11 protein-coding genes are annotated in these 13936 nt (G+C 73.0%); 2 read left to right on the forward strand and 9 right to left on the reverse strand.

From position 1 onward, the window contains the following. Positions 1–16 precede the first annotated feature (16 nt). From FN207_RS02200 to purB, 3 genes are all read right to left on the reverse strand, one after another. Positions 17–889, reverse strand: a complete 873-nt coding sequence (locus FN207_RS02200) for a DUF559 domain-containing protein (RefSeq protein ID WP_142456708.1) — start codon at positions 887–889, stop codon at positions 17–19. Between the two features lie 131 nt (positions 890–1020). Further along, positions 1021–1878, reverse strand: a complete 858-nt coding sequence (locus FN207_RS02205; RefSeq protein ID WP_142457203.1) for a phosphoribosylaminoimidazolesuccinocarboxamide synthase — start codon at positions 1876–1878, stop codon at positions 1021–1023. A 14-nt stretch (positions 1879–1892) separates the two neighbouring features. Next, entirely contained in the window at positions 1893–3200 is a 1308-nt protein-coding gene (gene purB / locus FN207_RS02210; protein ID WP_142456709.1) for an adenylosuccinate lyase, read from the reverse strand. Positions 3201–3305: 105 nt separating this feature from the next. Between purB and FN207_RS02215 the strand changes: the two genes are divergently transcribed. After that, positions 3306–4721, forward strand: coding sequence for an AI-2E family transporter (locus FN207_RS02215; protein ID WP_142456710.1), 1416 nt, complete (start codon positions 3306–3308; stop codon positions 4719–4721). Here the strand turns inward: FN207_RS02215 and purD are convergent. Together purD and rsgA are read right to left on the reverse strand one after the other, a co-directional pair. After that, the gene (gene purD, locus FN207_RS02220; RefSeq protein ID WP_142456711.1) at positions 4718–5974 is read right to left on the reverse strand and encodes a phosphoribosylamine--glycine ligase; all 1257 of its coding nucleotides are present in this window, start codon (positions 5972–5974) and stop codon (positions 4718–4720) included. The two genes, FN207_RS02215 and purD, sit on opposite strands and share 4 nt — an antisense overlap. A gap of 25 nt (positions 5975–5999) precedes the next feature. Next, complete coding sequence (gene rsgA, locus FN207_RS02225; protein WP_142456712.1) at positions 6000–7031, reverse strand: ribosome small subunit-dependent GTPase A; 1032 nt, start codon at positions 7029–7031, stop codon at positions 6000–6002. Between the two features lie 105 nt (positions 7032–7136). On the opposite strand from rsgA, the gene FN207_RS02230 reads away from it, so the two are divergent. After that, positions 7137–8189, forward strand: a complete 1053-nt coding sequence (locus FN207_RS02230) for a glycerophosphodiester phosphodiesterase family protein (protein WP_142456713.1) — start codon at positions 7137–7139, stop codon at positions 8187–8189. A 263-nt stretch (positions 8190–8452) separates the two neighbouring features. Here the strand turns inward: FN207_RS02230 and FN207_RS02235 are convergent, their stop codons facing one another. The 4 genes from FN207_RS02235 to FN207_RS02255 form a co-directional block, all read right to left on the reverse strand. Beyond that, positions 8453–9670, reverse strand: a complete 1218-nt coding sequence (locus FN207_RS02235; protein WP_246065774.1) for a M23 family metallopeptidase — start codon at positions 9668–9670, stop codon at positions 8453–8455. A 327-nt stretch (positions 9671–9997) separates the two neighbouring features. Beyond that, positions 9998–11500, reverse strand: a complete 1503-nt coding sequence (locus FN207_RS02240; protein WP_246065689.1) for an alpha/beta hydrolase — start codon at positions 11498–11500, stop codon at positions 9998–10000. A gap of 448 nt (positions 11501–11948) precedes the next feature. Further along, positions 11949–12371, reverse strand: a complete 423-nt coding sequence (locus FN207_RS02250; RefSeq protein ID WP_185938118.1) for a response regulator — start codon at positions 12369–12371, stop codon at positions 11949–11951. A gap of 464 nt (positions 12372–12835) precedes the next feature. Next, positions 12836–13879, reverse strand: a complete 1044-nt coding sequence (locus tag FN207_RS02255; protein ID WP_142456718.1) for an IS110 family RNA-guided transposase — start codon at positions 13877–13879, stop codon at positions 12836–12838. Positions 13880–13936 lie beyond the last annotated feature (57 nt).

The raw sequence follows: 13936 nt of genomic DNA on the forward strand, positions 1-13936 counted from the left end.
ATATCCCGTGATTTCGTCAGCGGAGAGCTGCCTTGATCGCCGCGATGACGTCGTCCGGACGCCCGAGAACGTCCGCCGAGGTGAAGCGCAGGACCGTCCAACCCGCGGCGACCAGGCGATTCTGCCTGCGCAGGTCCTTCACGAACACGTCCCGATCGCGGTGCAGGTCACCGTCGAACTCGACGATGAGCCTGCGGTCCGGCCACGCCATGTCGGCTCGACCGATGAACCCGCCGCTGTCCCGGACGTCGACCTGCAGTTTCGGTCGCGGCAGACCTGCGACGTGCACGAGCCACCGCAGGACGGACTCCATGGGTGACTCCGCACGCGGGTCCGCCAGCGGCAGGACGACGCGAGCCCGTGCTGAACCGCGTCCCGCCGGCTGCCTCGTCAGCTGCCGCTCGAGCTCGGACGGCGGACAGTGGCGCGCCACCACCTGGTCGGTGACCGCGAGCAGAGCCGCCGGCTCGAGGATCCCCGCGAGGTCACGCCAGGTGCGCGCAGGTGACGTGACCGGTTGCGCCCAGCGGGTCGTCACGTCGTCGCCGTCGAGCGGCAGCCGGTGTATGCGGCGGTCACGCCGGCTCTCGGCCCGCGTCCTGCCCGGCACGGTGAGATCGATCCGGTGGTCGTCGCGGTCCTGCAGCGGCACATGCAGACCCCACATCGCAGCCGCGGTCAGGTGGCTGGCGACGGCGGTCGCCGGTGCGGTCAGTAACACCGCGGCGAGCCGGGCGCCGACGTCGTCGGCCAGCGCACGCGGCAGGTACGTGTCCCGGGACAGGCGCTCGAGGGCGGGGTCGCGGAGATGGCGGTCGGTCAGCCCATCAGCCCGGGCTCCGGCCCTCGTCGTCGGACCTGTGATGCGGCTGGGGCGTCGACTGCGCACCGCGGCACCTTGCCGCCTGCACGCGTCCGCCCGCTGGCGCCGTCCACAGCCTCGGCCGAGATCGCGCGATGTCGTACGTCACGGGCGCATTTCGCGTACGAGATCACGGGATCTCGACGGGGCCGGCCGGATCAGCGGAAGGGGGTGCCCGTCAGCTGCTCGTAGGCGGCGACGTAGCGCTCGCGGGTGGCGGCGACGACGTCGGCGGGCAGCTCCGGCGGGGGCGAGACGCGGTCCCAGCCCGAGGAGGTCAGCCAGTCGCGGACGTACTGCTTGTCGAACGAGGGCTGCGGCGCACCCGGTGCCCACGACGACGCCGGCCAGAAGCGCGAGGAGTCCGGCGTGAGCACCTCGTCGCCGAGCACCAGCCCGCCGTCGGAGGAGACCCCGAACTCGAACTTGGTGTCGGCCAGCAGGATGCCCGCCCCCGCGGCGACCTCCGCGCCCCGGCGGTACAGCGCCAGCGTCAGCTCCCGCAGCTCCTCGGCGCGGGCGGCACCGACGAGGTCGACGACGCGCGCGAAGTCGATCGCCTCGTCGTGCTCCCCCACCTCGGCCTTGGTCGACGGCGTGAACACCGGCGACGGCAGCCGTGAGCCCTCGACCAGCCCGGGAGGCAGCGGCACGTCGCGGATGGAGCCGGTGCGCTCGTACTCCTTCGTCCCCGAGCCGGACAGGTAGCCCCGGGCCACGCACTCCACCGGCAGCATCTCCAGCCGCCGCACCAGCATCGCCCGGCCGGCCACCTCGGCGGGCACGTCCGTGGCCGACACGAGGTGGTGCGTCGCGCCGAACGCCGACAGCACCGGCGTCAGCTGGTCGAACCACCACACCGACAGCGCGGTGAGCACCCGCCCCTTGTCCGGGATCGGCGTCGGCAGCACGGCGTCGTAGGCCGAGATGCGGTCGGAGGCCACGAGCAGCAGCCGGCCGTCCCCGGCGTCGTAGACCTCGCGCACCTTGCCGCGCGCCACCAGTGGCAGGTCCACCACCGGGTCCCCGCTCACGACAGCGCGGCCAGCCGGTCGAACAGCGGGCCCAACTGCCGCACGTAGCCCTCGGGCCGGCAGATCTCGTCCAGCCGCGCCTCGTCCAGGGTGACGCCGGAGCCGGCGGCACGGGAGCGCAGCGTGTCGCGGAACGGCGTCCCGGAGTTCCACGTCTCCATCGCCGCGCCCTGCACGAGGGCGTAGGCGTCCTCCCGCGACAGGCCGGTCTCGACGAGCTCCAGCAGGACGGCGGAGGTGTAGATCAGCCCGCCGGTGAGGTCGAGGTTGGCGCGCATCCGATCGACGTCGACCACCAGGTTCTCCACCAGGCCGGTGGTCAGGTGCAGCAGGTAGTCGGTGGTGATCGCGGCGTCGGGGAGGAAGACCCGCTCGGTGGAGGAGTGCGAGATGTCCCGCTCGTGCCACAGCGGGATGCCCTCCATCACCGGGACGACGGCGGCGCGCACCACCCGCGCGAGCCCGGCGATGCGCTCCGAGCGGATGGGGTTCTTCTTGTGCGGCATCGCGCTGGAGCCCTTCTGGCCCGAGCCGAACGCCTCCGACAGCTCCCGCACCTCGGTGCGCTGCCCGTGCCGCACCTCCAGCGCCACCGCCTCGCACACGGTGGCGATCACGGCCAGCGCCGCCACCCACTCGCTGATCGAGTCGCGCAGCACGACCTGCGTGGACGCGTCGGCCGGCCGCAGGTCCAGCGCCTGCGCGACGGCGACCTCCACCGACGGGTCGATGAGCGAGTACGTGCCGACGGCGCCGGAGATCGCGACGACGCCGACCCGCTCGCGCGCGGCCCGCAGCCGGTCGCGGGAGCGGGCCATGGCGAAGGCGAGGTCGGCGACGCGGTGCCCCCACACGACCGGCTCGGCGTGCACGCCGTGCGTGCGGCCGACCTTGAGCGTGGCGCGGTGCGCCAGGCCGTGGTCGCGCAGCGCGGCCACCAGGCGGTCGGCCTTGGCCAGCAGCACGTCGGTGGCCTCGGTGAGCTGCACGGCGAGTGCGGTGTCGAGCAGGTCCGACGACGTCATGCCGTGGTGCACGTAGGCCGCGGCCGACCGGGGTTCGGTGTTGTCGGCCCAGGCGGTGAGGAAGGCGATGACGTCGTGCTGCGTCGTCTCCTCGATCTCCGCGACGCGCGCAGCCGTGGGCGGCGGGGCGTTGCGCACCGGCTCGACGACGTCGGCGGGGACCCGCCCGGCCGCGGCGTGCGCCTCGAGCACGAGGGTCTCCACCCGGCACCAGAGCTCGTACTTGTGCTCGTCGCTCCAGACCCGGCCCATCTCGGGGAGCGTGTAGCGGTCGATCACGCGGGTACCGCCGTCAATCGGTCAGCTCGTCGAGGCACGTGAGCATCCTCCCGCAGCGCTAGCGTGATCGAGAACGGCCCTCATCCCCCGAGCCGAAGGACGTCGATGCTGCGACGGGCCAGTGACGCGGTCGCCCGGGCGCGCGAGCGCATCCGGGCAGCCGGCGAACGCGATCCGCACGCGTGGCCCGAGCGCGACGACGACCGCGCCATCCTCGTGCACGACGACGAGGCCGACGTCGACCCCGCCGCCCTGCCCGCCGACGACGACCCGCCCCTGGGCAGCCCCGAGCCCGGCGCCCCCGACCTCGACGGGCCGCTCGGTCCCGGCGGGGTGAGCGGCCCACCGCAGGGCGGGCGCCCGCAGCGGGCCGTCGAGCGCGGCCGGCGTCTGCTCGGTCCCGGCCGGGAGCAGCCGCGCGGTGACACGTCCGTGCCGAGCGGGCTGCGCACGGCCGCGGCGTACTCCTGGCGGATCATCGCCGTCCTCGCCGGTCTCTACGTCCTGCTGTACGTGGCCGCGTACGTGGCCGTCGTGGTCGTGCCGGTGTTCGTGGCGCTGCTGCTGGCGGCGCTGTTCCAGCCGGGGGCGGCGGCCCTCATCCGGCACGGCTGGCCGCGGTCGCTGGCGGCCTTCGCCATGCTGCTGGTCGGGCTGGCGGTGGTCGCCGGGATCATCACGCTGGTCGTGCAGCAGATCAGCGCCGGCTTCTCCGACCTCGCCGACCAGGTCAGCCAGGGCCTCGACCAGATCCGCGACTTCGCCGTCGACACCTTCCCGGTGACGCAGCGGCAGATCGACGAGGCGGTCACCACCGCCCAGGACGCGCTCGTCGCCAACCAGGACACCCTCGCCTCCGGCGCGCTCACCACCGCCACCACCGTGGGCGAGGTCTTCACGGGCATCGTCCTGGCGCTGTTCACGCTGTTCTTCTTCCTCAAGGACGGCCGCTCCATCTGGCTGTGGCTGGTCGGCCTGTTCCCGCGCGAGGCCCGCGCCTACATGGACGAGGCCGCCCGCCGCTCGTGGCGGACGCTGATCTCCTACGTGCGGGCGACGGTCGTGGTCGCGCTGGTCGACGCGATCGGCATCGGCGTGGGCCTGGCGATCCTCGGCGTCCAGCTGGTCATCCCGCTGGCGGCGCTGGTCTTCCTCGGCGCATTCATCCCGATCATCGGGTCGTTCCTCGCCGGCTCGGTCGCCGTGCTCGTGGCGCTGGTGACCAAGGGCCCCATCACCGCGCTCATCGCGCTGGCGATCGTCGTGCTCGTCATGCAGCTCGAGGGGCACGTCCTGCAGCCGCTGCTGCTGGGCAAGGCGGTGCACGTGCACCCGCTCGCGGTCGTGCTGGCGATCGCGGCCGGCCTGCTCATCGCCGGGATCTTCGGGGCGCTCATCGCCGTGCCGGTGGTGGCCTGCGCCAACGTCGCGGGCACCTACCTGTCCCGGCGGCACGACGGCCCGCGGCCACCGGAGCCGCGTCCGGAACGCAGCCGCCCGGCGGTGGGAGTGCGCGCTTAAGGAGCGGTGATCCGCCCCTCGACGGCGGCCAGGGCGATGTCGCTGCGCCAGTGGGCACCGGCGAGCCGGACGGCGGCCACCCGCTCGTAGGCCGCCTGCCGGGCGGCGGCGAGGTCGGGGCCGGTGGCGGTGACGGCGAGCACCCGCCCGCCGGCGGAGCGGACCGTCCCGTCCGGGCCCACGGCGGTGCCCGCGTGCAGCACGCCGGGCCCGTCCGCGCCGGTCACGGGATCACCGGTGCGCGGCGCCTCCGGGTAGCCCGGCGCCGCGACGACGACGGTCACCGCGGCACCGTCGCGCCAGGTCAGCAGCGGGTGGTCGGCGAGCGTGCCGGTGGCCGCGGCGTGCAGCAGCCCGGCCAGCGGCGTCTCCAGCAGCGGCAGCACGACCTGGGTCTCGGGGTCACCGAAGCGGGCGTTGAACTCGACCACGCGCACGCCGCGGGAGGTCAGCGCCAGCCCGGCGTAGAGCAGGCCGCTGAACGGCTCGCCGCGGCGGCGCATCTCGTCGACCGTCGGCTGCAGCACGGTCGCGAGCACCTCCTCGACCAGGCCGGCCGGCGCCCACGGCAGCGGCGCGTAGGCGCCCATCCCGCCGGTGTTGGGGCCGGCGTCGCCGTCGTCGCGGCGCTTGGCGTCCTGCGCGGGCAGCAGCGGCAGCACCGTCGTCCCGTCGGTGACGGCGAACAGCGAGACCTCGGGGCCGTCGAGGTACTCCTCGACCAGCACCGCCCCGCCGGCGTCGAGCACCCGGTGCCCGTGCGCGAGGGCAGCGTCCCGGTCGGTCGTGACGACGACCCCCTTGCCGGCGGCCAGCCCGTCGTCCTTGACCACGTACGGCGCGCCCGCCTCGTCCAGCGCCGTCTCCAGCTCCGCGGGGCCGCCGACCGGCCAGGCGCGCGCGGTCGGCACACCAGCGGCGGACATCACGTGCTTGGCGAAGGACTTGCTGCCCTCGATCTGCGCGGCCTCCGCCGACGGGCCGAAGCAGGCGATGCCGGCGTCGCGGACGGCGTCGGCGGCACCGGCGACCAGCGGCACCTCCGGCCCGATGACGACGAGGTCGGCGTCCCAGCCGGTGGCCAGCGCGGCGACCGCCACCGGGTCGGCGACGTCGACCGGCCGGTGCTCGGCGACCGCCCGCGTGCCGGCGTTGCCCGGCGCGCAGGCCAGCGCGGTCACCGCGGGGTCGGACGTCAGAGCGACGCACAGGGCGTGCTCCCGGGCTCCGGAGCCGATCACGAGCACGCGCACGGAGCGCGACCCTACCGACGCGGGGTCAGCGCACCCGGTTCGGCTGCGCCCGGTACGCGCGGAACACCGCTCTGGCCCGCTGGTGCTCCGCGGCGCGGGCGCGGGCGTCGGACCGCAGCAGCTGGCGGTGCGCCTCGGCCTGCAGCTTGCGCCAGCCCAGGAGCCGGGCGGGGTCGAGCCGGCCGTCGTCGATGGCCGCCGCGACGGCGCAGCCGGGCTCGGTGCGGTGCGCGCAGTCGCGGAACCGGCAGCCGGCGGCGAGCTCCGCGACGTCGGCGTAGGCGGTGTCCACGCCCTCGTCGTCGTAGAGCCCGAGCTCGCGCATGCCGGGGGTGTCCACCAGCAGGCCGCCGCCGGGCAGCACGTGCAGCTCGCGCGAGGTGGTGGTGTGCCGTCCCCGCCCGTCGGCCTCCCGGACGTCCTGCGTGGGCGCCACCTCCCGGCCGGCCAGCGCGTTGGCCAGCGAGGACTTCCCCACACCGGAGGGGCCGACCATCGCCGCCGTGCGTCCCGGGCCGAGCAGCGCGCGCACCGCGTCCAGCCCCTCGCCGGTGCGCGCGCTCACGGCGAGCACCTCCACGCCCAGGGCGTCCTCGGCGACCTCCGCCACGGCGGCGTCGACGTCGTCGCACAGGTCGGCCTTGGTGAGGACGACGACCGGCGTGGCCCCGCTCCCCCACGCCACGGCCAGGTACCGCTCGACCCGCCGGGCGCGCGTCGGCCCGGCCAGCGCGTCGACGACCAGCACGAGGTCGAGGTTGGCGGCCACCACCTGCGCGGCCGACGTCCGACCGGCGACGGTGCGGGTGAACGCCGAGGTGCGGGGCAGCAGCGCGACGGCGAGCTCCCCGCGCAGCGCCACCCAGTCGCCGACCGCGGGGGCTGCGAGGCCGTCGGGGTCGTAGAGCCCGGCGGCCGGGTGCACCCGGCGCTCGCCGTCGGCGGTGAGCACGGTGAGGCGGCCGCGGTCGACCCGCGCCACCCGTCCGGGGGAGGTGCCCGGGGGCAGGTGCTCGAGTCGGTCCGGCGACCAGCCGATCGCTGAGAGATGCGTCACGGACCGGATGGTGCTCCGCAGGTCAGCGCGCCGTCCTCCCATTTCTCAGCGAAACGCCAGCGCGCGTTCGCCATCCCGACACCTCGGTCGGGTGTTCTGGATGGCATGCACGCGACCGAGTCGCTCGCGACTCACGCACGGGTCCGCTCCTCGGATCCCTTCGTCGTCGGTCACCGCGGTGCCTGTGCGTACCGCCCGGAGCACACGATCGCCAGCTACGAGCTGGCCATCGACATGGGCGCGGACTTCATCGAGCCCGACATCGTCGTCACCCGCGACGGCGCGCTGGTCGCGCGGCACGAGAACGAGCTCTCGCGCACGACCGACGTCGCCACCCGGCCGGAGTTCGCCGACCGGCGCACCACCCGCCGGGTCGGCCGCAAGAGGCGCTCCGGCTGGTTCGCCGAGGACTTCACCCTCGCCGAGCTGCGCACCCTGCGCGCCGTCGAGCGCCACCCGGACCTGCGCCCGCTCAACACCGCCTACGACGGGCACTTCGGCGTCCTCACGCTCGAGGAGGTCGTCGAGCTGGTCCGCCGCCGGTCCACGCCGCAGCGCCAGGTGCGCGTGCTCGCCGAGCTGAAGAAGCCCTCCTGGTCGGCCGAGCACGGCCAGCCGATGACCGAGCTGGTGGCCGCCGAGCTGCGCCGCCTCGACGCCACCGCGCCCGACGGCCCGGTCGTGCTGCAGTCCTTCGACACCGCCGGCCTGCGGCGGCTGCGCGCCGACCTGGGCGACGACGGGCCGACGATGTTCCAGCTGGTCGACAGGGCCTCCTGCGACGACCACCTGCTCACCAACGCCGGGCTGCGCGCGGTCTCCACCTACGCGCAGGGCATCGCGCCGAGCATCGACCGCATCCTGCTGCGCGACGCCGAGCACCGGATGACCGGCGTCTCCGACCTGGTGCCCCGCGCGCACGCGGCGGGCCTGACGGTCGTGCCGTGGACGCTGGCCGCCGAGAACACCTTCCTGCCGCTGCACCTGCGCAGCAGCGACGACCCGGCGGCCCCCGGCGACGCCCTGGGCGCGGCGCGGCTGCTGCTGGCCCTCGGCGTCGACGGCGTCATCACCGACAACCCCGACGTCGTGGTCGCCGCCCGGGCCGCGCTGCAGGACCCCGAGCGCACGCGCCCGATGCGGGTCCTGAGCGCCTAGGACCTGTCCTGCGGATCTCGTGCGCCGCCATCCCTGTCCCTGGAGGCGGCTTCACGGACGGGGAGGGGCGGCCCCGTCGGCCGCTGTCGTGTCCGTCCGGCCGCGCCCTCCCGACTTCCGTCATCGCGGCGTAGCTGGCGTGGCCGTACTCGCCGCCGTCTTCTACACCACGCAGTCCTGGCTGGTCGCTGATGCCAGTTCAGTGACACCGCGAGGGGACGTGTGCGCTCCCCATCACCGGATGACCACCGGCCGGGACGCGCTCAGCCGAAGTCCGCGACGTCGAGGTAGAGCTGGAGCGTGTGGGTCTGTGGCTCGGGTGCAGCGAGCGGGATCAGCGCCGACGGGGCATCCCCGCCGTCGGCCGCCTCGTACGCCGCCATGTCGAAGGTGGCCTGCAACGTCCAGTCGTCGAAGGCCATCGGCAGGCTCTCGCCGATCAGCGGGTCGGGGTCATCGATCAACCCGAAGTGCAGATGGGGGCCGGACGAGTTCCCGGTGTTGCCGAGCAGCCCCAGGCGTTGGCCGCTTGTCACGCGGTCGCCTTCCTTCACCGTGACGCTGCCCGGCTCAAGGTGCGCGTAGTAGGCGTAGACACCTGGGGCGATCTCGAGGGAGATGGCGTTGCCGCCATAGTCCTCGGGCCTGGTGACGTTCGTGACCGGCTGCAGCGGCGCCTCCTCCGGATACCCCTCCTGGACGGCAACGACCGTGCCGTTGGCCACCGCGAGGACCTCGGCGCCGAAGCCGTACCAGTCCTCGGGCCGCGCGCCGTCTCCGGAGAAGGGCTCACCATCGCGCAGCCGCGCCCAGTCGATGGCAAAGGTCTCCTGCTTGCCGATCCGCGTGCCGCCGACGGGGACGCGAACCGCGCGGTGGACCGACGCCGCCGCGCAACAGCCATTGGTGGCCAGCCAGCCGTCGCCGCGCAGGGGTGGGGCGATGATCGTGGTAGGGCGGGGATCGACATCCAGTTCGGGGCCGTCAACCGCAAAGCTGCCGATCAGCGACCGCCCCGGGGCGTCGGGGGCGACCTCATAGGTGATGCTGTGGCTCACGCGTTCCACCGCGCGATCAGGTGGGACGGTGACGTCCATGACCACGGCCACCGCGCCGGAGGCCGGGATCACCGCCGTTGGGGTCCTCCCGAGGAGGGGTTGGGTTGCCGTGACCAACGCGTCGCCCTCCAACCGCAGCAGTGTCTCGCCATCTGGAGAAGTGACAGCGATCGACGTCAGGGTGACCGGCGCGGCGAACCCGTTGGTCACCAACAGGTCGTACTCCAGGTGGTCGAGCCCGTCGCTCCCGGACACGCGGAGGGGATCGTTGGTTGCCGAGACGACGATGGCGGTCGTCTTCTCGCCCGCCGCGGGTGAGGTGACCGGAGTCGCGTCCTGGGCCCATCCGTTCCCGGGGAGCGTGGCGATGGCGCTGCCGAGCAGGCATGCGGCGAGGAATCGTAGGAGTCGAGAGATCATCATGGTCACCCCTGGACGAGAGAACTGAGGTCTTCTCAACGGGCTGGTCGTTCGGCGGTGGTCAGGACGATGGGACTCGCCACTGGGGTTTCTCACCAGGATCTGCAGTTGGCGGACGGCTGGGTGAGGCATCGGCTGCAGAGGTCAGCGCCAGCGGTGTCGTCCGTCCACATCTTGGCGTCATGGATCCAGCGGACCGGGCGAGTTCGGATGCTGCACGCCCGGCCAGGCCTTCGTCAGCCGCACGAACCTCATGATCTTGACCCCTCCACGAGGAGACAACCACAACCCGCGGACCGGAGGTGAAGCGTTTCCCGGCAGCTCGGGGGCCTAGGGGAAGGGCAGCCGGTCGGGTTCGCAGACGGTGCCCTTCGGCGGGGTGACCAGGTCGACGAGGTATCGCTGTCTGGCCTGGTCGGTGCACGTGCTGGGGAGTTGGTAGCTCGGGTGGCCCCAGCCGTTCACGGTGAGCAGCACGGCGTTACCCAGTCGCTGTTCGGCGGCCTGGGCGTTGCCGTACCCGGTGGCGGGGTCGTACCGATTGTTGATCAGCAGGATCGGGGTCTCGGTACTGGCATTCCACGGGCCGGTGTAGCGGTCGTTGCTGCTGGCCGGCCAGTTCGACGCGCACGGCGCCCACAGCCACCACCCCAGCACCGGTCCCCAGAGCCTGCTGGAGTCGGTGAAGGTGTCGATCACCTGCGGCCAGGCCGTGGAGGGCTGGGATGCGGGACCGTCCAGGCACGAGATCGCCACAGACTTCGGGATCTCGCCGTAGATCACGGGGGTCTGTACCTGCCGCGCCGTGGTCTCCAGGGCCGAGGCGTCACCGTCGGCGGCCGCGTTCAGGTCCTGCGCGAACTGCGGCCATGTGTCCGGTTGCCGCAGCGGCGCGTAGGTGGTGGTGAGCAGGTCGCCGTAGCTGAGCTCGCCGGGCGGGTCGGCGTGCGGTGCGGGGATCGGTGCCTGGCGCGCCGTGGCGAAGATCCGCGCCACGCGCTGCTCGACGGTCTCGCCGTGGCCGGCGAGCGCACAGCGGTCTGGGCCGGCGCTCTGGCAGAGCGCGAGGAACTGGTCGAAGACCTCGTCGGTGAACGCGACGCCGTTGACCGTCCTGGACTCGGCGCTGGCGGTGTATGCGACCGGGTCGACGATGCCGTCGAGCATCATCGCCCGCACCCGGTCCGGGAACAGGTTGGCGTAGGTCTGGCCGAGCATCGATCCGTAGGACAGGCCGATGTAGGTGAGCTCGCGGTCCCCGACGGCCTGGCGCAGCGCGTCCAGGTCGCGGGCGGTGTCCGCGGTCGAGATGTGGTTGAGAAGATCCCCGTGCACCTCACCGCACCGGCGCGCGAGCTCGACGGCCTTGCGCTGGTAGGCCTGCGACTCGGCCGTGGTCATGGGAATGGACACGCCCGCCCAGAACTGGTCCCGTTCGGCGTCGCTGCGGAAGCAGGTCACCGGCGAGCTTGCGCCGGTGCCCCGCGGATCCCAACCCACGACGTCGAAGCGGCCCCCGCTCCACTGGTCGAAGTCCGCTCCTCCTTCCCCGACCACCGTGACGCCGCTCTGACCCGGTCCGCCCGGGTTGAGGAAGGCGGACCCGATGCGCTCCTGCGGCCGACTGGCGAGATGGCGGATGACGGCCAGGTCGATGCGCTCGCCGTTCGGGCGGTCCCAGTCCAACGGCACCGAGAGCTTTCCGCACTGCAACTGGTCATCGTCGGCGAACGGGGGCTCGCAGCTCGTCCACGCGATGCCGGCCGCCTCGGGCGCAGCTCGATCCGGCGACGGCCCGGCCTGCGCCGTGCTCACTGCGCCGACCGCCGTCATCGCCACTCCGCACACCGCGACGACGACCGACCGGATGATCGCCCGCGGACGGGGCCCGCCGCTGACACCGCTGCTGGCCATCACGCACCACCCGTCCGCAGGAAGGGCCCCGTGTGGTCAGCCACTCTGCACCCTCGACGTGCCCGGGGACACCCCCACGCTGCTGACCGCGCTGCTGGTCGCCGAACGGCTGCGCCGGGCCACCGGCGTCGGCGCCCCTCTGTACGGCGTTCGTTCGTGAGCGATGCTGATCAGTCGAGCGGCGATGAGGAAGGCCACACCGATCACCGTCGCCCAGTTCGCCACGATGGCCGCGACGACACCCATCACGGCGGCCGCAGCAATGAAGAGCCAGCGCGTGCAACACCTCTGGCCGCCGCGTGCCGCTGCCCCCGTCACCGAGAGCCGATGTCCTCGACGACGAAGACCGAGAAGGTGCCCGACGGCATCAGAGGCAGTAGGGACAGCCCGAGCCGTCGGCGGCGACCGTGCGCAGGCAACGGAGCAGCGGACCGAGACGAGTGCCCTTCGGCACCAGGGCGCGAGCACCGGCAACCCCGGCCTGGGAGCGCGCCTCCGGACCTTCGCCGGTCAACATGATGACCCGGGCTGTGGATCGGACGGCACGCAGCGCTTCCGCAGCTGCACACCCGCCCATCACCGGCATGGACAGGTCCATGAACACGATGTCGGGTCGTAGCCTCTCAGCGGCCTCCACGACCTGTGACCCGTCCTCGCACTCCCCGACGACGGTGAGGTCGTCCTCGTCGGACAGGACTTCCGCCAGAGCTCTGCGCACCTCGGGATGGTCATCAACGATGAGCACGCGGATCTCGGCGGGGGCACCGCCGCCACAGCAGTCTCCGGTCACCCACGCACTCCTCCCGGCGGGAGTACCTGCCGAGATCCGCTCGCCTGGCAGGTCGAACATCTCCAGTATCGGCACCGGGAGACAGCGGCGGCCACTGCGCGCCGGACGACGGCGCCCCCGGCGATGCGTGTCCCTGAGTGGGCCGCTCTCTATGAAGACGGGGGCCGCTGTCGAGGGCTTCTGGTTCATCCGCGGCAATTGCTGGCTGACCGACGGCGCGGGAGTGGGTCCAGGTGGAGCGCCCGCAGCCGCGGAGCGGCGAGGACGAACGACCTGGAGGCACGACGAGTCGGCGGCAGGATGGCCTGCCGCAGTGGAGGAACACCAGGATCTTGCGGTTAGCGCGGCGGGGATCGGCCGGGCGAGCGGGGAGCCGGGCTCATCTCTCTATCGCCTCCTCGTGGGGAGGATCAGGTCTGGTCGGAGGGGCTTCGCTCCGGTGGCGCATCTCAGGGACGGGCCGTCTAAGCGGCCAGAGCGGTGTTTGTGGCGCCTGCCGGAGCGAAGGGCTTGTTGGCGGTGAGCATGTGCCAGATCGCCTCGGTGAGCTTGCGGGCGATGTCCACCCGGGCGATCGAGGGTCCGCGCTGGCGGCCCAACCGGATTCTGGTGCGCTGGTAGCGGTCCCGGTAGACGGGGTGGCGGGCGGCATGGGTGGCCGCCTCGATCAGCGCCCAGCGCAGGTACTTCGGCCCGTTCTTGGCCAGCGACCCGCGCCAGTCGTGGCCGCCGGACTGATCCACCGACGGGCACAGCCCGGTGTAGCCGACCAGCTTCTTGGGCGTCGGGAACCGGTCGATGTCGCCGATCTCGGCGGCGATCGTGTAACCCAGCACCCAGCCGATGCCCGGCGCGGTCATCAGCGTGGGCACGTACCGGTGGTCAGCTCCTTCGCGGCGCAGCGCGGCCTCGCAGTCATCGATCTCGCCGTCGAGGATGTCGATCAGTCGCAGCGCGGCGGTCACGTCGCCGGCCCACGGCTCGGGCAGACCCAGCCCCTCGAGCAGCCGCCGGCCGGCCGCGCCGAACAGATCCGAGACCGGGCACGGATGGCCGAAGGCCAGCAGCGTGGCGTGGATGCGGTTCTTCAACGCGGTGCGGTGCCGCACCAGGTGCAGCCGCCAGCGGGCCCGCTCCCGGTTCGCCCGCACACCCGGGCTCGGCAGCCAGAGCGCCGGCACCAGATCGCGGCGGGACAACTCGGCCAGCACCCAGGCATCGATCTTGTCGGTCTTGCAGGCCAGCGGCGCGAAGCCCTTCACCTTCACCGCGTCGGGGATCTCCACCGTCCAGCCGCGCAGCTCCAGCTGGTCGTGGATGAACCGGGCGCCGTTCATCGACTCGATCACCGCCGTGATCGGCTGACCGAACTCACCGAGCCGATAGGCCAGCGAGGCCAGCCCGCCGGCGTCCGGCGCCGCCGTCGTCACCGCGACCGACGTTCCTATCTGGTCCATGGCATGCACATCCAGACGAGTCCTGCTCAGATCGAACCCAACGTGCAACATGAGGACCGGGCCTCCTTCCGTCACGCACTCCGGCTCTCACCGCAAGCGTGATCCGAG

The organism is Geodermatophilus aquaeductus, from assembly GCF_900182545.1.
Lineage (GTDB): Bacteria > Actinomycetota > Actinomycetes > Mycobacteriales > Geodermatophilaceae > Geodermatophilus > Geodermatophilus aquaeductus.

Excerpts from the sequence above, each read along its gene's own strand:
- FN207_RS02215 (WP_142456710.1), top strand. The coding sequence starts at position 3,306 with ATGCTGCGACGGGCCAGTGACGCGGTCGCCCGGGCGCGCGAGCGCATC.
- FN207_RS02230 (WP_142456713.1), top strand. The coding sequence starts at position 7,137 with ATGCACGCGACCGAGTCGCTCGCGACTCACGCACGGGTCCGCTCCTCG.
- FN207_RS02235 (WP_246065774.1), bottom strand. The coding sequence starts at position 9,670 with ATGATGATCTCTCGACTCCTACGATTCCTCGCCGCATGCCTGCTCGGC.
- FN207_RS02240 (WP_246065689.1), bottom strand. The coding sequence starts at position 11,500 with ATGACGGCGGTCGGCGCAGTGAGCACGGCGCAGGCCGGGCCGTCGCCG.
- FN207_RS02255 (WP_142456718.1), bottom strand. The coding sequence starts at position 13,879 with ATGTTGCACGTTGGGTTCGATCTGAGCAGGACTCGTCTGGATGTGCAT.